Raw genomic sequence first — 21115 nt, 5'->3', positions numbered from 1 at the left:
AGCATTTCGGGGTCACCCCGAAATGTCCGCGAGACCCCGGAACGGTTCCGGGGTCTCGCGGACGAACCGGGGTCTCGGGCTGCTCACGCCCGCTCTCAGCCGGCGGCCGGCACCACGGGCTCGACGACGATCGCCGTCTGCTGGCCCGCGACCCGCGTGAGCACGACCGTCGCCTGCGCCCCGTCGCCGGCGCCGCGCCCGATCTTCAGCTGCCGCCGCAGCTCGTCGTCGTCGAGCCGGACCCCGCGCTTCTTGACGGTCAGCCCGGTCACGCCGTGCTGCGCCAGCCACGCCCGCAGTGTCTTGACGGTGAACGGCATCGACTCGAGCACCGCGTACCGCCGCGCGTACGGCAGGTCCACCTCGGCGTCCGAGAGCACGTACCCCAGCCCCGTGTCGACCTCGACCCCGAGCGTCGCCCCGGTCACGGCCCCGAGCAGCCCGGCCTGCGTCACGGCGCGGTCCGGCTCGTACAGCCAGGCACCGATCGAGCCGGTGCCCTCGGCCGTCGGTGGGTCCGGCTCGGCCATCGTCTCGTCGACCTCGACCGGCGAGCGCCCGGCCGCGAGGATGCGCGCGCTGCGGCCGGGGCGCTGGGCCAGCGGCCCCCACCAGACGGCGCACTCGAGCACCTCGCCGCCGTACGAGGTCCATTGCGCCTCGGTGCCGAGCGGGATCGCGTCGTGCGGCATCGACGGCGAGAGCTTCGCCCCGGTGGCCGGCACCGCCGTCGCCACCTGGAGGACGAACTGCCACGATGGCCGGATCTCGTCGAGCCGGAACACCCGCTTGATGCGCCCGTGCCGCCCGGTCTTGCCGGGGATGCGGCGTGCCGGGTCCAGCCAGACGCCGACGCGCGAGCGCAGCGGGTCGCGCGGCGGCTCGAACTCCTCGGCGTAGCCCTCGTGGGCGCGGGAGTCGGGCCAGGGCCGCAGGTTGGTGTCGGCGATGGCCGCCGTCACGGGGTCGATGTCGACGGCCTGCACGGTCACGCCGAGCGCCGACATCGCGACGGCGTCGCTGCCGATGCCGCAGCCGAGGTCGTGCACCGTCGCCAGCGAGGCGTTGTAGAAGCGGCCCGCGTGGGTGGCCGCGACCTCGAGCCGCGAGGCCTGCTCGAGCCCGTCGGGCGTGTAGAGGAGGTCGCCGGCGAACTCGCCGAACTTCGCGACGGCCCGCGCGCGCAGCCGCTGCTGGGTGAGCACGGCGGCCACGAAGTCGGCCGCGTGGCCCTCGCGGCGCAGCCGGTCCTGGAGCGCGAACACCGCCGCGGGGTCGTACGGCGGGAGGGAGCGCAGGAGCTCCTTCCCCTCCGGCGACCCCAGGGCTCGCACGATGCCGACGTCCACGGCCGGTCATCCTGCCATCCGCCTTCTCGGGGCCCGGTGCGAACCCTCCGGACGCCCGCGCCGCGCCCGGCTGGCACTCGAGTTGACCGAGTGCTAAGCGCGGCCTAGATTTGCCTCATTGGCACTCGCCCCGTGCGAGTGCCAGCGCACCCCGGGCCGCGGTCGACCCCCGCGACGGCGAGCACGGCCCGGACGCGCACGTCCCCGTCCACTTCGACTCATCCCAGCAAGGGGAGGAGCACACCGTGTCGGTTTCCATCAAGCCGCTCGAGGACCGCATCGTCATCAAGAGCCTCGAGGCCGAGCAGACCACCGCGTCCGGTCTCGTCATCCCGGACACCGCGAAGGAGAAGCCCCAGGAGGGCGAGGTCCTCGCGGTCGGCCCCGGTCGCATCGACGACAAGGGCAACCGGGTCCCGCTCGACGTCCAGGTCGGCGACCGGGTCATCTTCAGCAAGTACGGCGGCACCGAGATCAAGCACGGCGGCGAGGAGTACCTCATCCTCTCCGCCCGCGACGTGCTCGCCGTCGTCGGCTGAGCAGTCCGCTGACGCCGTGACCGCGTCCCGGCGGCCCCGTGCCGCCGGGACGCGTCCGGCATCCCCCTGACCCACGCGACGGGTCGGGCGCACCGCGCCGCCCGTCACCCCCAGCAAAGGACACCCATGGCCAAGGAACTGGAGTTCAACGACTCCGCCCGCAAGGCGCTCGAGCGGGGCGTCGACGCCCTCGCGAACGCCGTCAAGGTGACGCTCGGCCCGAAGGGCCGCAACGTCGTCATCGACAAGAAGTGGGGCGCCCCCACGATCACGAACGACGGCGTCACGATCGCCCGCGAGGTCGAGCTCGAGGACGCCTACGAGAACCTCGGCGCGCAGCTCGCCAAGGAGGTCGCCACCAAGACCAACGACATCGCCGGTGACGGGACGACGACCGCGACGGTCCTCGCCCAGGCGATGGTCAAGGAGGGCCTGCGCAACGTCGCGGCCGGCGCCGCTCCCTCGGGCCTCAAGCGCGGGATGGACAAGGCCGTCGACGCCGTCTCCGAGCGCCTGCTCGAGAACGCCCGCGAGATCGAGTCCAAGGACGAGATCGCCCAGGTCGCCTCGCTCTCCGCGCAGGACACCGAGATCGGCGCCACCATCGCCGACGCGTTCGACAAGGTCGGCAAGGACGGCGTCATCACCGTCGAGGAGTCCTCGACCGCCTCCACCGAGCTCGAGTTCACCGAGGGCATGCAGTTCGACAAGGGCTACATCTCCCCGTACTTCGTTTCCGACCCGGAGCGCATGGAGGCCGTCGTCGAGGACGCCTACGTGCTCATCAACCAGGGCAAGATCTCGGCCATCGCCGACGTCCTGCCGGTGCTCGAGAAGGTCGTCCAGTCGGGCAAGCCGCTCGTCATCATCGCCGAGGACGTCGACGGCGAGGCCCTCTCGACGCTCGTCGTCAACAAGATGCGCGGCACGTTCAACGTCGTCGCCGTCAAGGCCCCCGGCTTCGGCGACCGCCGCAAGGCGATGCTGCAGGACATGGCGGTCCTCACCGGCGGCCAGGTCGTCGCCGAGGAGGTCGGCCTCAAGCTCGACCAGGTCGGTCTCGAGACCCTCGGCCAGGCGCGCCGCGTCGTCGTCACCAAGGACTCGACGGTCATCATCGACGGCGCGGGCGAGGCCTCCGACGTCGAGGGCCGCGTCGCCCAGATCAAGCAGGAGATCGAGCGCACCGACTCCGACTGGGACCGCGAGAAGCTCCAGGAGCGCCTCGCGAAGCTCGCCGGCGGCGTCTGCGTCATCAAGGTCGGCGCGCACACCGAGGTCGAGCTCAAGGAGAAGAAGCACCGCATCGAGGACGCGATCTCCGCGACGCGCGCCGCGATCGAGGAGGGCATCGTCTCCGGTGGTGGCTCCGCGCTCATCCAGGCCGTCGCCGTGCTCGACACCATCGGGCTCGAGGGTGACGAGGCCGTGGGCGCGAACATCGTCCGCAAGGCCGCGGCCGAGCCGCTGCGCTGGATCGCCGAGAACGCGGGCCTCCAGGGCTACGTCGCGGTGGCGAAGGTCTCCGAGCTCCCCGCGGGCCAGGGCCTCAACGCCGCCACCGGCGAGTACGAGGACCTCGTCAAGGCCGGCGTCATCGACCCGGTCAAGGTGACCCGTTCGGCGCTGCGCAACGCGGCCTCGATCGCCTCGATGGTCCTCACGACCGACACCCTCGTCGTCGAGAAGAAGGAGGAGGAGCCGGCTGCCGCCGGTGGCCACGGCCACGGGCACGGCCACTGAGCCCCACCTCCCGCGACACCGCACGCCGCCCGGTCCCCGTCAGGGGGCCGGGCGGCGTCGTCGTGCCGGTCGGCGTCGGCGCCGCGGCGTAGGGTCGGGCGCATGCGGCTGCTCGGGGTGCTCGGCGGGATGAGCTGGACCTCGACGGAGGCCTACTACCGCGGGCTCAACGCGGGGGTCGCTGCGCGGCTCGGCGGGCTGCACTCGGCGCGGCTCCTGCTGCACTCGGTCGACTTCGCCCCGGTGGCCGCGGCCCAGCACGCCGACGACTGGCCCACCACGGCTGCGCTCCTCGCCGATGCCGCCCGCGGGCTGGCGGCCGGGGGAGCGCAGGCGCTGCTCCTCGCGACGAACACGATGCACCGGGTCGCCGACGACATCGAGGCCGCGGCCGGGGTGCCGCTGCTGCACATCGCCGACCCGACGGCCGACGCGCTGCTGGCCGGCGGCCACCGACGGGTCGGCCTGCTCGCGACCCGCTTCACGATGGAGCAGGCGTTCTACGCCGACCGCCTGCGCGCTCGCGGCCTCGACGTGCTCGTGCCCGGGGAGGCCGACCGCGAGCTGGTGCACCGGGTCATCTACGACGAGCTCGTGCGCGACGTCGTCCGCGAGGAGTCGCGCGCCGCCTACCTCGGGGTCGTCGAGCGGCTCGTCGCCGACGGGGCGGAGGCGGTCGTCCTCGGCTGCACCGAGATCGGGCTGTTGCTGAGCGATGGTGACGCCGCGGTGCCGCTCGTCGACACGACGGCGCTCCACGTCGCCGCCGGCGTCGACTGGCTCTGCGCGACCGCCTGACCCCGGGTTCTGCGAGTTCTCGCAACGGCCCTTGCCGCCACTAGTCACACAGTGAATAGTGGGCGCATGACGACGGGACACGTCCTGCTGGGGCTGCTGTCGAGGGGGCAGCAGCACGGCTACGACCTCAAGCGGGCGCACGACGCCGCGTTCCCGTCGGCGCGTCCCATCGCCCCGGGGCAGGTCTACACCGCGCTCGAGCGGGCGGCCTCGAAGGGATGGGTCGAGCTCGCCGCGGTCGAGCGCGACGGGGGCCCGGACCGCCGGGTCTACGCGCTCACCGCGGCGGGCCGCGCCGAGCTCGAGCGCTGGGCCGGCTCGACCGAGCCGCCGGACGCGCTGCTCTCGCACCCGCTGGCGACCCGGGCGACCGTCGCCATGCTCGCCCTCGGCCCGGACGCCGCCCGGGCCTTCCTCGACCGCCAGCGGGTGGCCGTCGTCGACCGGATGCGCGAGCTGACCCGCACCAAGACCGACCCGGCGCTCACCCTCGGTGAGCGCCTCGCCACCGACCACGCCATCGCCCACCTCGACGCGGACGTGAGGTGGCTCGAGGCCGCCGCCGAGCGCGTCGTCGACCTCACCGAGGAGATCCGATGACCCCGCAGCCCCACGCCACCACCGACGTCGAGGCACCCGGCCCGCCGGTGCCCCGGCTCGCCGCGCGCGGCCTCGTCGTGCACCAGGGGCGCACCCGGGCCCTGGCGGGCGTCGACCTCGACGTCGCCGCCGGGGAGCGGGTCGCCGTGACCGGCGCGTCGGGCTCGGGCAAGTCGACGCTGCTCCTCGCCCTCGGCGGCGTGCTCGTGCCGACCGAGGGCAACGTCGCCCTCGACGGCGCCACGCTGTCGCACCTCGCGGAGGCCGAGCGGGCCCGCCTGCGCCGCACCCGCTTCGGCATCGTCTTCCAGTACGGCCAGCTCGTGCCCGACCTCACGGCGGTCGAGAACGTGGCGCTGCCGCTCCTCCTGCTCGGCCGAGGGCGGCGTGACGCCCTCGAGGCCGCCCGGGCCGTGCTCGCCGAGCTGCGGGTCGACGACGTCGCCGACCGGCGGCCCATCGACATGTCGGGAGGGCAGTCGCAGCGTGTCGCCATCGCGCGGGCGCTGGTGACGGCCCCCGACGTCGTGCTCGCCGACGAGCCGACCGGATCGCTCGACAGCGTCGGCGGCGAGCGGGTCATGGCGACGCTGCTCGGCGCGGTGCGCGAGCGCGGGGCGACGCTCGTCGTCGTCACCCACGACGCGACGGTCGCCGCGTACTGCGACCGCGAGGTGCGGCTGCGCGACGGGCTCGTCGTCGGGGCGGGGGAGGGGCGATGACCTGGGCGGGGGCCACCTGGCTGGCCTTCCGTGGCGGCCGGTCCGACCGGCTGCGCATCGTGCTGACCGTCGGCTCGACGGCCGTCGCGGCGGTGTTCGTGCTCCTCGCCGGCGCCGTCGTCACACCGTGGGACCCGGCGAGCGGGACGGCCTACTCCAACGTCCAGCTGTGGACCGAGGCGGGGCTCCGGGGTGGCACGGTGTTCGCCCTGGCTCTGCTCTGCCTGCCCTTCCTCGCCTTCGCCGCGCAGTGCTCGCGCATCGGGGCTCCGGCCCGCGAGCGCCGGTTCGAGGACCTTGCCCGGCTCGGGGCGACCCGGCGCGAGCTGCGGCGGGTCGCCGCGATCGAGAGCGGCCTCGCCTCGGTCGGGGGCGTCCTGCTCGGGCTGCCGCTCTACGCCCTGCTCGCAGTCGTCATCGGCACGATCGGCGCACCGGTCCCCGTGATGCCCGACCTCGTGTCCGCGCCGACCGGAACCGAGTGGACGGCCGACGCCCTTCTCCTGCCGACCGACCGGGTGCCGACCTGGTGGGTGGCCCTGCCCGGCCTTCTCCTCCTGCCTCTCTTCGTCACCGTTGCCGCCTCCGTCGGCGCCGTCCGCCGGGAGCGACGCGGCGCGGACACCTGGTCCGTGCGTCGTCGCACGGCCCGCGCCGTGGGGCTGGTCGTCGGTTCCCTGGTCATCGCCGTGCTGGCACCGTTCGTCGTGGTGGGGGCGAGCGCATGGGCCACGATCTGGTTCACGGCGCTCCTGCTGCTGGCGGTCGTCCTCTTCAGCGGCGGGGCGGTGTCCCTCACCGGCACCCTGGCCGGCGTCGTCGGCTCGGGTCTGGCCGTCCGGTCCGGCCGCGCCGACCTCCTCCTGGCCGGGCGGCGGATGGTCAGCGGGCAGCGACGCGAGGCATCGCGCCTCACGCTGCTGCTCGGCTGCCTCATCGGCGGGGCCGCGCTGGTGTCGCGATCGGAGACCCTCGCCCAGATGGACGTCCAGGGCGACACCGGGGGCTTCTTCGCGCAGACCTACGCGCTGGTCCTCGTAGCCCTCGGGCTGGCGACGGCTGCGAGCGCCCTCGGGCTCCTCGTCGCCGAGGTCGAGGGGATCGTCGAGCGGCGCCGCAGCCTCGCCACCGCCGTCGCGGCCGGGGTGCCGCGCTCCGTCATCGCCCGGGCCGTCGTTCTCGAGGCCGTCGTCCCGGTCGTGCCCGCCGTCGCGGTGACGACGCTGGTCGGCGCGCTGCTCTCGTGGTCCTTCGTCGCCGTCAGAGACGCGGGGTACGGCAGCTTCCCCGTCACGGACGTGCTGGCGTTCGTCATCGCCGTCTCGCTCACAGCCGTCGTCGCGGCCGGGCTGGCGACGCTGGCGCTGCCGGCGAGCACCGACGTCTCCGAGGCGCGCGTCCCCGCCTGAGCCTCGACTTCTTGCCCATCCGCCACCTCCGAACCCCGATCCGGGCCCCTCGGAGGTGGCGGATGGGCAATCAGTGGGGTGAGGGGGTCAGGCGGAGGTGACGCGCAGGCTCCCGCCGCCGTCGAGGGTGACGACGTCACCGACCCGCACCTGGCGCCCGCGGCGGGTGTCGACCTCGCCGTTGACGAAGACGAGCCCCCGCTCGACGACTTCCCGGGCGGTCGCGCCGTCGTCGACGAGGCCGCTCAGCTTGAGCAGCTGGCCGAGCCGGATGGACTCGTCACGGATGGGGACCTCGAGGGCATCGTCGGGCACCGGCTCAGGCTACGCGTGGCCGCGCCCGGACGGCGAGCACGAGTGCCGTCCGGGCGCGGTCCCACGGGCGCGGTCGCCGGCCGTGGGCTCTCGCCCCCACGAACGGTTCCGCGCTGGTGAGGAGCGGCGGACCGTGGGCTCTCGCCCCCACGGTCCACCGCTGCCTCGGCCGACCCCCGGAGGGCCGACCGGACTCCCGCGTGGGGCGGGAGCCGGCTATCGGGTGGCGTCGGTCAGGACGCCAGGTGACGCTGGCGGGCGTAGACGCTCTCGCGCTCGTCCTCGGTGAGACCGCCCCAGACCCCGTAGGGCTCGCGGACGGCCAGGGCGTGCTCGCGGCACTGCTGGATGACGGGGCAGGCCAGGCAGATCTCCTTCGCCGCGGTGGCGCGGCGGGAGCGCTTGGAGCCGCGCTCGCCCTCCGGGTGGAAGAACACCTCGGGACCGACCCGACGACAGGAGCCCTCGAGCTGCCAGTCCCACAGGTCCGCGACAGGGCCCGGGAGCCGGGTGATCTCGGCCATGCTCCACCTCCACGATGATCGTGTGCCGACCCCCTCGGGCGGCACGGGTTTCACCGTATGGGCGGTTTGTCGATGGCAGGGCAAGCGTCGGGTAAGGCTTTGGTCAAGGGTTGCGCGGATGCCTCAGGTCCGCCACCGGAGCGTCCGTCTCGAGGTCGCTCGGGGCGGGCGGCGGCCCGTCCGGGGCAGGGCGGCGGGGGACGTAGAATCGGGTGATGAGCCTCGGACTCGACGAGACGCGCGACACCACCACCCCTGCGGCGCCCGACGCCCCGGCCGTCACCGCGGCGTCGGCGGAGCCCGCGCCGGCCGGCCCGTTCGCGGCCCTCGGCCTCACCTACGACGACGTCCTGCTGCAGCCCGGCGAGACCGACGTCATCCCGAGCGAGGTCGACACCACCTCGCGCCTGACCCGCGGCATCTCGCTGCGCGTGCCTCTCGTGTCCGCCGCGATGGACACCGTCACCGAGGCCCGGATGGCCATCGCCATGGCCCGCAACGGCGGCCTCGGCATCCTCCACCGCAACCTCTCGATCGAGGACCAGGCCTACCAGGTCGACCTCGTCAAGCGGACCCAGACCGGGATGATCTCCAACCCCGTGACGATCGGGCCGGACGCCACCCTCGAGGAGCTCGACGAGATCTGCGGCCGCTACCGCGTCTCCGGGCTGCCGGTCGTCGACCCGGGCGAGCACCTGCTCGGCATCGTCACCAACCGCGACCTGCGCTTCACGCCGGTCGCCGAGTGGGCCGACACGCTCGTGCGCGACGTCATGACGCCGATGCCGCTCATCACCGGCCACGTCGGCATCAGCCACGAGGAGGCGACGAGCCTGCTGCGCCAGCACAAGCGCGAGCGCCTGCCGATCATCGACACCGAGGGCCGCCTGCGCGGGCTCATCACCGTCAAGGACTTCGTCAAGTCCGAGCAGTTCCCGAACGCGAGCAAGGACGCCGACGGGCGCCTGCTCGTCGGTGCGGCGGTCGGCTACTTCGGCGAGGCCTGGGAGCGGGCGACGACGCTCGTCGAGGCGGGGGTCGACGTGCTCGTCGTCGACACCGCGCACGGCCACGCCCGGCTCCTCCTCGAGATGATCGAGCGGGTCAAGAAGGACCCGGCGCTGCGGCACGTCCAGGTCATCGGCGGCAACGTCGCCACGCGCGCCGGGGCGCAGGCCCTGGTCGACGCAGGTGTCGACGCCGTCAAGGTCGGGGTCGGGCCGGGCTCCATCTGCACGACGCGCGTCGTCGCCGGGGTCGGGGTCCCGCAGGTCACCGCGATCTACGAGGCGTCCCTCGCGTGCCGCCCGGCCGGCGTCCCGCTCATCGGCGACGGCGGCCTGCAGTACTCCGGCGACATCGCCAAGGCCCTCGTCGCGGGCGCCGACACCGTCATGGTCGGCTCGCTGCTGGCCGGCTGCGAGGAGAGCCCCGGCGAGCTCGTCTTCATCAACGGCAAGCAGTTCAAGGCCTACCGCGGCATGGGCTCGCTCGGCGCGATGTCCTCGCGCGGCAAGAAGTCCTACTCCAAGGACCGCTACTTCCAGGCCGACGTCACCTCCGACGACAAGATCGTCCCGGAGGGCATCGAGGGCCAGGTCGCCTACCGCGGGCCGGTCGGCGCGGTCGTCCACCAGCTCGTCGGGGGCCTGCACCAGTCGATGTTCTACGTCGGCGCCCGCACCACCCCCGAGCTCAAGGAGCGCGGCCGCTTCATCCGCATCACGACCGCAGGTCTGCGCGAGTCGCACCCGCACGACGTGACCGGCATCGTCGAGGCGCCGAACTACAGCTCGAAGGGCTGAGCGGCGCCCGGCTCGTGCCGTGCGCCAGGACGACGTAGGGTGCGGCGGATGCGCCGTGTCCTCGTCCTCCTGCCGCTGCTCGTCGCGGCGCTGGCCGGGGGCTGCGGCACCGCGGACGGCTCGGCCGAGCCGTCGCGCGCGGCCACCCGGTCGGCGCCCGCGCTGCCCGAGCGGGCCCCGACCCCCTCACCGGTTCCGGTCGAGGGCGGCCTCGTGAGCGCCGTCCCGCGGCCCACGCCGGCCACGCCCACGGGCTCGTCGTCCGCCGCCGGCACCTCCGGGACGTCGGGGAAGGCGGGGTCGGCGAGCCTCGTCGGCGACACCCGCAACCAGGTCGTCTGGGCGCCGCTGTCGGACCCCTCGGCCGTGCGCTCGGAGGGCTCGGTGGGCTCGACGAAGGCGTGGTCGACGTCGAAGGTGCTCGTCGTCGCGGCCTACCTCGACACGGTCGTCGACGGCGACCCGTCGCGCATCCCGTCGACCGAGCGGGGCTGGATCCGGGCCGCGCTCACGGCGAGCGACGGCGACGCGGTCGTCGCCGTCCGCGAGCGCATCCCGGGCAGCCCCGGTGCGGCCATCACCTCCGTCCTGCGCTCGATCGGGGACACGAGCACGGTCGCGCCGGACCGCAGCCAGGGCGCGATGTCGTGGAGCCCGCGCGAGCAGGTGCGCTTCATGGCGGCGCTCGCGGCGGGCCGGGTCGTCAGCCCCGAGGCGAGTGCGTTCCTCCTCGAGCAGATGCGCCCGATCCCGCAGCACCGCTGGGGCCTCGGGACGATCGGGGCGTCGGCGTTCAAGGGCGGCTGGCTCACGCCGTCGTCGGAGACCCGGCAGATGGGCATCGTCGACGGGTACGCCGTCGCGATCATCACCGTCGGCCAGGGGCCGGCCGTCGTGCAGACCGACGGCGACGCGGCGCACGTCGAGCAGATGAACCGGCTCGCCGCGATCCTCGCGACCCGCCTGCGCTGACGCCGCCCGCCCGGCCGGGGTCAGGCTCTGGTGAGGGCGTCGCGCCAGGAGCGGGCGGCCATCCCGCCGTCCGCGGAGCGGTCGACCGAGTCGGCGGCGAGCAGGGCGTGGACGATCGCCCGGGTCACGCAGCCCGCGGCGGCGTCGTGCAGCTCGACGAGGTCGAACGGGTCCGGGGCCGGGCGGGCGCCGGTCGCGAGCGTGAAGACGGTGTCGCCGTCGAAGGCCGTGTGCACCGGCGAGAGCGCGCGGGCCATCCCGTCGTGCGCGACGGTGGCGAGCCGGCGGCACCCGGCCTTGCCGAGGGCGGCGTCGGTGGCGACGACCGCGAGCGTCGTGGCGCGCCCGGGACGCGGCGCCTCGGCCCGGCCGGCGCGGATGGCCTCGACCTCGGCGCGCCGGGCGGCGAGGTGACGCTCCAGTGCCGCGGGTGACGGCGGCGGCACCGGGCCGAGCTCGTCGCCGAGCGCCCACGCCGCCCCGAGCAGCGACCCGTCGGCGGCCAGCGGCGACCCGACGGCGTTGACGACGACGAGCGCCCCGACCGTCGCCCCCGACTCCAGCACCGCGGACGCCGTCCCGACCCCGCCGCGCAGGCCGCCGGCCCGCGCCCCGGTGCCCGCCCCGACCGACCCCTGCACCACGGGGCCCGACGCCGCGGCGGCGTGGGCGGTCGCACCGTCGGCCGGCCCCGGGTGGTGCCGCCAGACCCCGGCCCGCCCGAGGTCGAAGACGATGGCCGACGGGACGATCGGCACCCGCTCGTCGGGACCGGGACCGACCGGCCACCCGCGGCCCGCGGCCCAGACGGCGTCGGCCACCCCGTCGGCGGCGGCCAGTCCGAAGGCGCTGCCGCCGGCCAGGACGACGGCGTCGACGGCGTCGACCGCGTTCGCGGGGTCGAGGAGGTCGGTTTCGCGGGTGCCGGGCCCGCCGCCGCGCACGTCGACGCCGCCGACCGTCCCCGGCGGCGGCAGGACCACGCTGACACCGGTCAGCCAGCCCGGCTCGTCGCGGGTGGCGTGGCCGACGAGGACGCCCTCGACGTCGGTGATCGCGTTGTGGGTCCCGGGTCGCACGCCCCCAGCATGGCCGATGCCGGCCCCGCGGGCTGCGGGGCCGGCATCGGCACGGGTGGGGCGGGGTGCGTCAGTGGATGACGACCGGGGGCGCCACCTCGTCGGCGTCCGCGCCCTCGAGGAGGTGCGACTCCTCGTGCTTGCGCGGCAGGAACGCGGCCGAGACGAGCGTCAGGGTGACGAAGCCGGCGGCGAACCAGAAGGTGTGCGCGTACGCGTCGGCCGCGACCTCCGCCACCCGCGCCCCGAGGGCCGCGACGGCGGCCTGCGGGTCGCCGGCCTGCTGCTGGAGGAACTGCCCGACGAGCGGGACCTGCGCGAGGACGCCCTGGGCGGCCTCCGGACCCTTGGTCTGGAGGGTCTCGAGGTAGAGCCCGCCCTGGCCGACGAGCGGCCGGTCCTTGAAGGCGTTCGTGAGGATGACCGAGAAGATCGCGACGCCGATCGAGCTGGCGACCTGCTGCGTGATGTTGAGCAGCGTCGTGCCGCGGGCGACCTCGTGGTGGTTGAGCGTCTTGAGCGCCGAGGTCATGATCGGCATCATCGTGCCGCCCATCCCGAGGCCCATGACGAAGAGGATCGGGATGATGAAGCCCCAGTGCGAGGAGTCGGCCTCGATCTGGGTCAGCGCGAACATGCCGCCGGTGATGAGCAGCAGCCCGAACGGCACGATCCGGCCGACCGGGAAGCGGTCGACGAGGGCGCCGGCGACGGGCATCGTCAGCATCGCGCCGAGGCCCTGCGGGGCGAGGATCCAGCCCGCCGAGAGCGGCGTCTCGCCCTGCACCTGCTGGAGGAACTGGGGGATGAGGAGCAGCCCGCCGAAGAACGCCGCCGCGAAGATGAACATCGTGATGATGGCGACCGTGAGGTTGCGGTTGCGGAAGAGCCGCAGGTCGAGCAGCGGGTGCTGCGGCCGGAAGCTGTAGAGCACGAACGCGACGATCAGGACGACACCGACGAGGCCGGGGACGATGACCTTGGCGTGGCCGACGCCCCCCTGCTCCGGGATCGAGGAGACGCCGTAGAGGAAGAGCGCGAGGCCGGGCGACATCATGAGCACGCCGCGCCAGTCGAGGGACTCGGACGGGTGCGGGCGGTCGGCCGGGAGCGCGAAGAAGGCGTACCCGAGGGCGAGCAGGCCGATCGGCAGGTTGATGAGGAAGATCCAGTGCCAGCTGAAGTGGTCGATCAGCCAGCCGCCGAGGATCGGGCCGAAGATCGGGCCGAGCAGCATCGGGATGCCGAGGACGGCCATGAGCCGGCCCATCCGCTTCGGGCCGGCGGCGCGGGTCATGATCGTCATGCCGAGCGGCATGAGCATGCCGCCGCCGAGGCCCTGGAGCACACGGAAGGCGACGAGCATCTCGATGCTCGTCGCGGCGGCGCAGAGCACCGAGCCGGCGGTGAACAGGGCGACGGCCGTCATGTAGAGGCGCTTGGTGCCGAAGCGGTCGGCGGCCCACCCCGAGAGGGGGATGACCGTGGCGAGCGCGAGGGTGTAGCCGGTGACGGTCCACGCGACGGTGGAGTAGTCGAGCGGCACGCCGTCGACCGCGAAGTCCTGCTGCAGCGTGCGCAGCGCGACGTTGACGACGGTGATGTCGAGGATGGACATGATCGCCCCGAGGACGACGACGCCCGCGATCTTGAGGACCGCGGCGTCGATCTTCTCGGGGTACTCCGGGGGCGCCGCGGGGGCGGGTGCTGCTGTTGACACGTGGGCTCCATGTCGGGTCGAGAGGCGGGTGGCCGCGCCGGGCGGCGAGAGGTCGCCGGACCCGCACGGGCGGGTGGCGACGGTGCCGTGGACCAGTGTGACGCAGCCCACCGACAGGCGGGTAACCATTTCCGGTGCCCCGGTCTTCCCGGTCACGGGGGAGCGGGCCGAACGGCCGATGCGGACGTCGGTAGGCTGCGCGGGTGACCGAGATCGAGATCGGCCGTGGCAAGCGCGGTCGCCGGGCGTACTCCTTCGACGACATCGCCATCGTGCCCTCGCGGCGCACGCGCGACCCCCAGGAGGTGTCCACCGGCTGGCAGATCGACGCGTACCACTTCGACCTGCCGGTCATCGCGGCGCCGATGGACTCGGTGATGTCGCCCGAGTCGGCCATCGCGTTCGGTCAGCACGGCGGCCTGCCGGTGCTCGACCTCGAGGGCCTGTGGACCCGCTACGAGGACCCGGCGCCGCTGCTGGCCGAGATCGCGACCCTCGACCCGGCGCTCGCGACGCAGCGGATGCAGGAGATCTACCGCGCCGAGATCCAGCCCGAGCTCGTCACCGAGCGGCTGCGCGAGATCCGCGCCGCGGGCGTCACCGTCGCCGGCGCCCTCACCCCGCAGCGCACCCAGCAGCTGTGGAAGACCGTCGTCGACGCCGGGGTCGACCTCTTCGTCATCCGCGGCACGACGGTCTCGGCCGAGCACGTCTCCGGGCGCGCCGAGCCGCTCAACCTCAAGCGCTTCATCTACGAGCTCGACGTGCCGGTCATCGTCGGCGGCGCGGCCTCGTACTCCGCGGCGCTGCACCTCATGCGCACCGGCGCGGCCGGCGTCCTCGTCGGCTTCGGCGGCGGCGCGGCGCACACGACCCGCGTGACGCTCGGCATCCACGCCCCGATGGCCTCCGCGATCGCCGACGTCGCGGCCGCCCGCCGCGACTACCTCGACGAGTCCGGTGGCCGCTACGTGCACGTCATCGCCGACGGCGGGGTCGGCACGAGCGGCGACATCGTCAAGGCCGTCGCCTGCGGCGCCGACGCCGTGATGCTCGGGGCCGCCCTGGCGCGCGCCACCGACGCCCCCGGCCGCGGCTTCCACTGGGGCGCCGAGGCGCACCACCCCGAGCTTCCGCGCGGCCACCGCGTGCACGTCGGTGCCGTCGCACCGCTCGAGGAGGTCCTCTTCGGCCCGAGCCGCGTCGCGGACGGCACGACCAACCTCGTCGGGGCGCTGCGGCGCGCGATGGCGACCTCGGGCTACCTCGAGCTCAAGGAGTTCCAGCGCGTCGAGGTCGTCGTCGCGCCGTACCAGCGCAGCTGACGCCGACCCGCCGGCGACGCCCCACGCCCCGGTCCGCCCCACGCGCCACGCGCGTATCGGGTGACCCGATACGGCCGCGCTGCACCCGGGAACCGTTCCCCGGGAAGGCGCAGGGTTCCCGGGTGGAGCGTGCTGCCCGAGCGTCAGCGGGTACCCTCGGGGGGTATGAGGACCGTCCCGCTCGTGGCCGGTCCTCGGCGTGCCCTCCGGGCGGCGCTGCTCCTGCCGCTGCTGGCCGGGGTCCTCGCGATGCACGTGCTCCTGCTCTGCTCCGACGGCGGCGCCGACCACGCCGGGCACGGCGGTGCACCGATGGCCGGGATGCCCTCGGTGCCGCTGATGGCGACGATGCCGGTGACGCCCGCGACCGACGCGGTGGCCGAGCACGTCCACGGCGCGGCGACGACCGACGTCGTCGCGACGACCGCGGCGGTGCTCGCGCGCGACGTGGCGGACGCCGACGCCGGCTCCCTCCTCGGGATGTGCCTCGCCGTCGTCACCGCCGGGCTCGTGCTGGCCCTCCTCGGCCGCCGCTCGACCCCCGCGACCCGTCCACGGACCCGTCGCCGCCTCCACCCCCTGGGGCGCCGGGCGGCCCGTGCCCCTCCACCCGCCCCGCTCCGTCACCTCCTCTGCGTCTCGCGGACCTAGGCCGACCCCGGCCTCCCGTCCCGCAGATCCCCGCAGAGAAGAGGTAGTCCCCCCATGTCCACCACCACGCGCCGTCGCGCCCTGTCCGCCGCGGGCGCCGTGCTCGCGCTCGCCCTCGCCGGCTGCTCCGGCGACCACGACGCCACCGCCGGCAGCCCGATGCACCAGGGGTCGATGCACCCCACGAGCGGCGCAGCCACCACGGCCGACCCCTCCGCCGACCACGACCAGGCCGACGTCATGTTCTCGATGATGATGGTCCCGCACCACGAGCAGGCCCTGGAGATGGCCGAGCTCGTCCCCTCCCGCTCCGACGACCCCGCCCTGCGCGACCTCGCGCAGCGCATCGAGCAGGAGCAGCAGCCCGAGATCGACCGGATGCGCGGCTGGCTCGACTCCTGGGGCGCCGGCTCCGCCTCCGGCATGGGCTCGATGGGCCACTCGATGACCGGGATGATGTCCGAGAGCGACATGGCCGAGCTCGCGTCGCTGAAGGGCGCGGCGTTCGACCGGCGCTGGCTGACGATGATGGTCGAGCACCACGAGGGCGCCATCGAGATGGCCCAGGACGTCCTGCGCTCGGGCCGCCACACCGGCACCCGTGAGCTCGCCGGCGCCGTCATCGAGACCCAGCAGCGCGAGATCGACGAGATGAAGACCATGCTCGCGTCCTGACCGCCGTCCGGCCCGTCTCCCCGGGGTCTCACCCCCGGGGAGACGGCGCCCGCAGCGCCCCTGACCGGGTGCTTCGCCGGAGCAGGTGACGGCGGCGCGGCCGGTGATTACCCTGCGGTAATGCCCGACGTCATCGTGGACCCGGAGACCGACCCCCGCGCCACCTACGCGGTCGACCCGGCGCGGGTGCGCGCCCTCACCGCGCGCGTCGTCGCCTCGGGGGAGCCGCTGACGACGCACACCCCGATGACCGGCGCGCCGCTCGCGACGCTGCCGACCTCGACCGCCGCCGACGTCACCGTCGCCGTGGCCCGGGCACGCGCCGCGCAGCGCCGCTGGGCCGGCGTGCCGCTCGCGCAGCGCTCCCGGCTGCTCCTCGCCCTGCACGACCTCGTGCTCGAACGACGCACCGAGCTGCTCGACCTCGTGCAGCTCGAGTCCGGCAAGGCGCGCAGCCACGCCTTCGAGGAGGTCGCCGACGTCGCGATCGTCTGCCGGCACTACGCGCGCCGCGGCCCCGGCCACCTCGCACCGCAGCGTCACCTCGGCGTCTTCCCGCTGCTGACCCGGAGTACGGAGCACCACCGGGCCAAGGGCGTCGTCGGCATCGTCTCGCCGTGGAACTACCCGCTGAGCCTCGCGGTGACCGACGCCCTGCCGGCGCTGCTCGCCGGCAACGCCGTCGTCCTGCGACCCGACCCGCAGGGCACGCTCACGGCGCTCGCCGCCGTCGCCCTCATGGTCGAGGCCGGCTTCCCCGACGACCTCGTCCAGGTCGTCCTCGGCCCCGGCGAGACCGGCGGCGCCGTCGTGGCCCAGGCCGACTACGTCTGCTTCACCGGCTCGACGGCCACCGGCCGCGAGGTCGCCGCCGCGGCCGGACGCCGCCTCGTGGGCGCGAGCCTCGAGCTCGGCGGCAAGAACGCCGTCTACGTCGCCGACGACGCCGACCTGCGCCGCGCGGTGCCCGGGGTGCTGCGCGCCTGCTTCGCCTCGGCCGGCCAGCTGTGCGTCAGCGCCGAGCGGCTCCTCGTCCACGAGGCCGTCGCCGACGAGTTCCTCGGCCGCTTCCTCGACGCCGTCGCGGGACTGCGGCTCTCGACCGCGCTCGACTGGGACGCCGACATGGGCAGCCTCGTCGGGCCGGCGCAGCTCGATCGCGTGCTCGGCCACGTCGACGACGCCGTCGCCAAGGGCGCCACGGTGCTCGCCGGCGGCCGGGCGCGACCCGAGATCGGGCCCTACGTCGTCGAGCCCACGGTCCTCGCCGGCGTGACCTCCGCGATGGCCTGCCGCGACGAGGAGACCTTCGGGCCGGTCGTCTCGCTCTACCGGGTGGCCGACGACGACGCGGCCGTCGCCCTCGCCAACGACACCGAGTACGGCCTCAACGCCTCGGTGTGGACGCGTGACGTCCGCCGCGGTCGTGCGCTCGCCGCCCGCATCCAGGCCGGCACGGTCAACGTCAACGAGGGCTACGCCGCGGCGTGGGGGAGCATCGGCTCGCCGATGGGCGGGATGAAGGCCTCCGGGCTCGGCCGCCGGCACGGGCGCGAGGGCATCCTCAAGTACACGGAGGCGCAGAACGTCACCGTCCAGGGGCTCGTCAACGTCGCGGACCTCCCGGGGCTGCGCGGCGCCCGCTACGCCTCCGCCCTGACCGGGGCGCTCCGGGCGATGCGCGCGGCGAGGCTGCCGTGAGCACGTCCGAGGGTGCGGAGCCGGACGTCGACGTCGTCGTCATCGGGTCGGGGTTCGGCGGCTCGGTCGCCGCGCTGCGGGCCGCCGAAAAGGGGTACCGGGTGCTCGTGCTCGAGGCCGGCCGGCGCTTCGAGGACGAGGACTTCGCCCGCACCTCCTGGGACCTGCGCCGCTTCCTCTGGGCGCCGCGCCTGGGCTGCTACGGCGTCCAGCGCATCCACCGGCTGCCCGACGTCGTCGTCCTCGCCGGGGCCGGGGTCGGCGGCGGTTCGCTCAACTACGCCAACACCCTCTACCGCCCGCCGTCGGCGTTCTACCGCGACCCGCAGTGGCGCGACCTCGCCGACTGGGAGGCCGAGCTCGCGCCGCACTACGACACCGCGAGCCGGATGCTCGGCGTCGTCACCAACCGCTGCGACGGCCCGGTCGAGCAGGCGATGCGCGGCGCCGCCGAGGACCTGGGCGTCGCGGACACGTTCCGGCACACCCCGGTCGGCGTCTACTTCGGGCGACCGGGCCAGACGGTCGACGACCCCTTCTTCGACGGCGCGGGCCCGCGGCGCACCGGCTGCACCGAGTGCGGCAACTGCATGGTCGGCTGCCGGGTCGGCGCGAAGAACACGCTGATGAAGAACTACCTCGCGCTCGCCGAGCGGCTCGGGGTCGAGATCCGGCCGATGCGCACCGTCACGCGCCTCGGGCCGGTGCCGGGCTCCGACACCGGCGACGGCAAGCCCCTGTACCGCGTCCTCCACGAGCGCACCGGACCGCTGGCCGGCCGCGACCGGCAGGTCGTCACGGCCCGGCGCGTCGTCGTCGCCGCGGGGACGTGGGGCACGCAGACGCTGCTGCACGCCATGCGCGACGTGGGCGAGCTGCCCTCCCTCTCACCGCGACTCGGCCACCTGACGCGCACCAACTCCGAGGCGCTCGTCGGCGCGATGACGCAGCACGCGCCCCGCGACGTCGACCTGACCCGCGGCGTCGCCATCACGACGAGCTTCCACGTCGACGTCGACACGCACGTCGAGAACTGCCGCTACGGCGTCGGCTCGAACGCGATGGGCCTCCTCGCGACCCTCGCCGTCCCCGGCGGCACGGGCCGCCCCCGCTGGCGTGAGTTCGTGCGGATGGTCGCGCGCGACCCGCGCCCGCTCCTCCGGATGCAGCCGACGGCGCGGCGGTGGAGCGAGCGGATGGTCGTCGGCCTCGTCATGCAGAGCCGCGACAACTCGATCCGTGTCTCGCTGCGCCGGCGGCTCGGGCGCCGGGTCCTCACCTCGCAGCAGGGGCACGGCGAGCCGAACCCCACCTACATCCCGCAGGGGCACCGGGCGATGGAGGCGCTGGCCGGCCGGATCGCCTCCGCGACAGGGGAGTACACGGTGGCCGGCGGCTCGTGGCCCGAGGTCCTCGACGTCCCGATGACCGCGCACTTCCTCGGCGGTGTCCCCATCGGCGCGTCGCCGGAGACCGGTGTCCTCGACCGGCACCAGCGCGTCTGGGGCCACCCCGGCGTCTCGGTGCTCGACGGCTCGGCGGTCTCGGCGAACCTCGGGGTCAACCCGTCCCTGACCATCACCGCGCAGGCCGAGCTCGCGATGTCCGCCTGGCCGGTGGCGGGGGAGCCGGACCGTCGTCCGAGCCAGGCCGAGCTGCTCGCCGACGCCGCCGTCAAGGCGCCGCGCCGCGGCCGTTCCGCCACCGTCGGGGCACCCGTTCGGGTGGCCGGCTGACCGAACGGCCGGTCGTCCCGGCTGATCGTCCGTCCTGCGGGCGCACGGCGCGCGCCGGCCCGCTGCCCGGCCCTACCGTGGCGGGACCCAGTCGTCCGTCCTCGGAGGTCGTCGTGTTCCAGCCCCCGCACCACCGGGCCACCCCCGGTGCGTACGGCGAGCGCCGTTGCCTCGGCCCGCTCGGAGCGCGCCTCGTCGCCGCCATCGCCGCGACGAGCGCCGTCTCGGTCCTGCTCCTCGCCACGCCCGCGGGTGCGGGGGACCTGCCGACCGCCGGCCCGTCGGTGGTCCACGAGGCACCATCGCGCTGAGGCCCGGCTCCGGCCACGCCCCGTCGTCGGTGGGCCGCGCCATGATGGCCGTCGTGGTGGACGAGCGGACCTGGTCCTTCGAGGCGACGCTGTGGCGGTGGCGCGACGGCTCGTGGCACTTCGTCACGGTGCCGGCGCAGGTCAGCGACGAGGTCGACGAGGCGGTCGGCGACGCGACCGGCGGCTTCGGGTCGGTCCGGGTGCGCGTGCGGGTCGGTGGCACCACCTGGCTGACGAGCCTCTTCCCCTCGGCCGAGCAGGCCGCCTACGTCCTGCCCGTCAAGAAGGCCGTCCGGGCCGCCGAGGGGCTGGCCGAGGGCGGTGCCGTCCGGGTCGTGCTGACCCTCGCCGGCTGACGGCCGCCACCGTCCGCCACCGACCGGAGAGCGTCGCGGCGTCCGGCGGGGCCGTCGACCTCCCGTAGCGTTGTCCCCGTGGAGAGCATCACCGGTCCGGTCGTCGACATCATCGGGTCCGTCGGCGAGGTCGGGGTCGGCGGGCTCATCGCCCTCGAGACGATCCTGCCGCCCATCCCGTCGGAGGTGATCCTGCCGTTCGCCGGGTTCGCCGCGGCCGACGGCCGGCTCAACGCGCCGCTGGCCTGGGTGTGCGCGACGATCGGCTCGCTCCTCGGCGCCGCGGTCCTCTACTGGGTCGGCTACGCCCTCAGCTACGAGCGGCTCTACCAGCTGGCCGGCAAGCGCTGGTTCCTCCTCTTCGGGCAGAAGGACCTCGACCGCGGCTTCCGGTTCTTCGACAAGCACGGCTCGGTCGTCGTCCTCGTCGGCCGGTTCATCCCGTTCATCCGGTCCGTCGTGTCGGTCCCCGCCGGGATGGACCAGATGCCCCTGCCGCGCTTCCTCGCCCTCACCGCGCTGGGCAGCGGCATCTGGAACGCCGCCTTCATCGCCCTCGGCTTCCGCCTCCAGGAGAACTACGACGTCGTCGAGCAGTACGTCTCGCCGGTGAGCCGCGGCGTCGTCGCCGTGCTCCTGCTCGTGCTCGTCTGGCTCGTCGTGCGCCGGGTGCGCCAGCGGCGGGCCGTCGAGGCGGGCGAGGAGCCCGCGCACTTCCACCCGCGCTACCAGCCGCCGACCGACGACGACGAGGCGCCGGAGCCCGCGTCCGCCCGCGACTGAGC

At 74.6% G+C, this 21115-nt stretch carries 21 protein-coding genes; 16 read left to right on the top strand and 5 right to left on the bottom strand.

All coding sequences use genetic code 11. The features are described from left to right. Positions 1 to 95: 95 nt before the first annotated feature. Positions 96 to 1349, bottom strand: coding sequence for a class I SAM-dependent methyltransferase (locus J3473_RS15085; protein ID WP_207024706.1), 1254 nt, complete (start codon positions 1347 to 1349; stop codon positions 96 to 98). A gap of 245 nt (positions 1350 to 1594) precedes the next feature. On the opposite strand from J3473_RS15085, the gene groES reads away from it, so the two are divergent. The 6 genes from groES to J3473_RS15055 all read left to right on the top strand — a co-directional run bounded on the left by groES (position 1595) and on the right by J3473_RS15055 (position 7160). Next, the gene (gene groES, locus J3473_RS15080; RefSeq protein ID WP_030528819.1) at positions 1595 to 1888 is read left to right on the top strand and encodes a co-chaperone GroES; all 294 of its coding nucleotides are present in this window, start codon (positions 1595 to 1597) and stop codon (positions 1886 to 1888) included. Between the two features lie 126 nt (positions 1889 to 2014). Further along, the gene (gene groL / locus J3473_RS15075; RefSeq protein ID WP_030528818.1) at positions 2015 to 3631 is read left to right on the top strand and encodes a chaperonin GroEL; all 1617 of its coding nucleotides are present in this window, start codon (positions 2015 to 2017) and stop codon (positions 3629 to 3631) included. Between the two features lie 102 nt (positions 3632 to 3733). Further along, on the top strand, positions 3734 to 4429 hold the full coding sequence (locus J3473_RS15070; protein WP_207024704.1) for an aspartate/glutamate racemase family protein: 696 nt from the start codon (positions 3734 to 3736) through the stop codon (positions 4427 to 4429). 66 nt (positions 4430 to 4495) lie between these two features. Continuing rightward, positions 4496 to 5029 (top strand): PadR family transcriptional regulator, encoded by a 534-nt coding sequence (locus J3473_RS15065; protein ID WP_207024702.1) that lies wholly within the window; start codon positions 4496 to 4498, stop codon positions 5027 to 5029. After that, positions 5026 to 5751, top strand: a complete 726-nt coding sequence (locus J3473_RS15060) for an ABC transporter ATP-binding protein (RefSeq protein ID WP_207024700.1) — start codon at positions 5026 to 5028, stop codon at positions 5749 to 5751. Before J3473_RS15065 ends, J3473_RS15060 begins: the two co-directional genes overlap by 4 nt. Further along, complete coding sequence (locus J3473_RS15055) at positions 5748 to 7160, top strand: FtsX-like permease family protein (protein ID WP_207024698.1); 1413 nt, start codon at positions 5748 to 5750, stop codon at positions 7158 to 7160. The genes J3473_RS15060 and J3473_RS15055 overlap by 4 nt, the downstream gene beginning before the upstream one ends. Positions 7161 to 7247: 87 nt before the next feature. On the opposite strand, the gene J3473_RS15050 is transcribed toward J3473_RS15055, so the two are convergent. Next, positions 7248 to 7475 carry an RNA-binding S4 domain-containing protein gene (locus tag J3473_RS15050; protein WP_207024696.1) on the bottom strand — a complete coding sequence of 76 codons (228 nt, stop codon included), beginning with the start codon at positions 7473 to 7475 and terminating at the stop codon, positions 7248 to 7250. A 233-nt stretch (positions 7476 to 7708) separates the two neighbouring features. Next, the gene (locus tag J3473_RS15045; RefSeq protein ID WP_030528815.1) at positions 7709 to 7999 is read right to left on the bottom strand and encodes a WhiB family transcriptional regulator; all 291 of its coding nucleotides are present in this window, start codon (positions 7997 to 7999) and stop codon (positions 7709 to 7711) included. Between the two features lie 215 nt (positions 8000 to 8214). Between J3473_RS15045 and guaB the strand changes: the two genes are divergently transcribed. Then, positions 8215 to 9804 (top strand): IMP dehydrogenase, encoded by a 1590-nt coding sequence (gene guaB / locus J3473_RS15040; protein ID WP_226902063.1) that lies wholly within the window; start codon positions 8215 to 8217, stop codon positions 9802 to 9804. Between the two features lie 48 nt (positions 9805 to 9852). Then, a complete protein-coding gene (locus J3473_RS15035; RefSeq protein WP_207024694.1) occupies positions 9853 to 10776 on the top strand; it encodes a serine hydrolase in 924 nt (307 codons plus the stop codon). A gap of 20 nt (positions 10777 to 10796) precedes the next feature. Here the strand turns inward: J3473_RS15035 and J3473_RS15030 are convergent, their stop codons facing one another. Both J3473_RS15030 and J3473_RS15025 read right to left on the bottom strand, forming a co-directional pair. Then, a complete protein-coding gene (locus J3473_RS15030; protein ID WP_207024692.1) occupies positions 10797 to 11855 on the bottom strand; it encodes a P1 family peptidase in 1059 nt (352 codons plus the stop codon). Between the two features lie 70 nt (positions 11856 to 11925). After that, the gene (locus tag J3473_RS15025) at positions 11926 to 13704 is read right to left on the bottom strand and encodes a DHA2 family efflux MFS transporter permease subunit (protein ID WP_207024690.1); all 1779 of its coding nucleotides are present in this window, start codon (positions 13702 to 13704) and stop codon (positions 11926 to 11928) included. Positions 13705 to 13778: 74 nt separating this feature from the next. Here J3473_RS15025 and J3473_RS15020 point away from each other — a divergent pair, with 74 nt between their 5' ends. The 8 genes from J3473_RS15020 (at position 13779) to J3473_RS14985 (ending at position 21113) form a co-directional block, all read left to right on the top strand. After that, positions 13779 to 14900 (top strand): GuaB3 family IMP dehydrogenase-related protein, encoded by a 1122-nt coding sequence (locus J3473_RS15020; protein WP_030528810.1) that lies wholly within the window; start codon positions 13779 to 13781, stop codon positions 14898 to 14900. A gap of 165 nt (positions 14901 to 15065) precedes the next feature. After that, complete coding sequence (locus J3473_RS15015) at positions 15066 to 15551, top strand: hypothetical protein (RefSeq protein WP_207024688.1); 486 nt, start codon at positions 15066 to 15068, stop codon at positions 15549 to 15551. A gap of 54 nt (positions 15552 to 15605) precedes the next feature. Continuing rightward, on the top strand, positions 15606 to 16226 hold the full coding sequence (locus J3473_RS15010; protein ID WP_207024687.1) for a DUF305 domain-containing protein: 621 nt from the start codon (positions 15606 to 15608) through the stop codon (positions 16224 to 16226). A 120-nt stretch (positions 16227 to 16346) separates the two neighbouring features. Next, on the top strand, positions 16347 to 17927 hold the full coding sequence (locus tag J3473_RS15005) for a succinic semialdehyde dehydrogenase (RefSeq protein ID WP_207024685.1): 1581 nt from the start codon (positions 16347 to 16349) through the stop codon (positions 17925 to 17927). Next, positions 17924 to 19663 carry a GMC family oxidoreductase gene (locus J3473_RS15000; RefSeq protein WP_207024683.1) on the top strand — a complete coding sequence of 580 codons (1740 nt, stop codon included), beginning with the start codon at positions 17924 to 17926 and terminating at the stop codon, positions 19661 to 19663. Before J3473_RS15005 ends, J3473_RS15000 begins: the two co-directional genes overlap by 4 nt. Before the next feature lie 113 nt (positions 19664 to 19776). Further along, positions 19777 to 19974 (top strand): hypothetical protein, encoded by a 198-nt coding sequence (locus J3473_RS14995; RefSeq protein WP_207024680.1) that lies wholly within the window; start codon positions 19777 to 19779, stop codon positions 19972 to 19974. Positions 19975 to 20027: 53 nt separating this feature from the next. Continuing rightward, on the top strand, positions 20028 to 20330 hold the full coding sequence (locus J3473_RS14990) for a DUF1905 domain-containing protein (protein WP_306790189.1): 303 nt from the start codon (positions 20028 to 20030) through the stop codon (positions 20328 to 20330). A gap of 78 nt (positions 20331 to 20408) precedes the next feature. Next, positions 20409 to 21113: a DedA family protein gene (locus tag J3473_RS14985; RefSeq protein ID WP_207024679.1), complete on the top strand. Its 705-nt coding sequence runs from the start codon at positions 20409 to 20411 to the stop codon at positions 21111 to 21113. The last annotated feature ends 2 nt before the right edge of the window (positions 21114 to 21115 follow it).

This window comes from Phycicoccus sp. DTK01, assembly GCF_017312765.1.
GTDB lineage: Bacteria > Actinomycetota > Actinomycetes > Actinomycetales > Dermatophilaceae > Phycicoccus > Phycicoccus jejuensis.
The sequence above is the reverse complement of the archived record's forward strand: the minus strand, read 5'-3'. Positions and strand labels throughout refer to the sequence as shown.

What these genes read in the sequence shown, in the direction of transcription:
- J3473_RS15015 (WP_207024688.1), top strand. Translation starts at nt 15,066, where the DNA reads ATGAGGACCGTCCCGCTCGTGGCCGGTCCTCGGCGTGCCCTCCGGGCG.
- groL (WP_030528818.1), top strand. Translation starts at nt 2,015, where the DNA reads ATGGCCAAGGAACTGGAGTTCAACGACTCCGCCCGCAAGGCGCTCGAG.
- J3473_RS15025 (WP_207024690.1), bottom strand. Translation starts at nt 13,704, where the DNA reads ATGGTTACCCGCCTGTCGGTGGGCTGCGTCACACTGGTCCACGGCACC.
- J3473_RS15010 (WP_207024687.1), top strand. Translation starts at nt 15,606, where the DNA reads ATGTCCACCACCACGCGCCGTCGCGCCCTGTCCGCCGCGGGCGCCGTG.
- guaB (WP_226902063.1), top strand. Translation starts at nt 8,215, where the DNA reads ATGAGCCTCGGACTCGACGAGACGCGCGACACCACCACCCCTGCGGCG.
- J3473_RS15005 (WP_207024685.1), top strand. Translation starts at nt 16,347, where the DNA reads ATGCCCGACGTCATCGTGGACCCGGAGACCGACCCCCGCGCCACCTAC.
- J3473_RS15070 (WP_207024704.1), top strand. Translation starts at nt 3,734, where the DNA reads ATGCGGCTGCTCGGGGTGCTCGGCGGGATGAGCTGGACCTCGACGGAG.
- J3473_RS15060 (WP_207024700.1), top strand. Translation starts at nt 5,026, where the DNA reads ATGACCCCGCAGCCCCACGCCACCACCGACGTCGAGGCACCCGGCCCG.
- J3473_RS15065 (WP_207024702.1), top strand. Translation starts at nt 4,496, where the DNA reads ATGACGACGGGACACGTCCTGCTGGGGCTGCTGTCGAGGGGGCAGCAG.
- J3473_RS15045 (WP_030528815.1), bottom strand. Translation starts at nt 7,999, where the DNA reads ATGGCCGAGATCACCCGGCTCCCGGGCCCTGTCGCGGACCTGTGGGAC.
- J3473_RS15055 (WP_207024698.1), top strand. Translation starts at nt 5,748, where the DNA reads ATGACCTGGGCGGGGGCCACCTGGCTGGCCTTCCGTGGCGGCCGGTCC.
- J3473_RS15035 (WP_207024694.1), top strand. Translation starts at nt 9,853, where the DNA reads ATGCGCCGTGTCCTCGTCCTCCTGCCGCTGCTCGTCGCGGCGCTGGCC.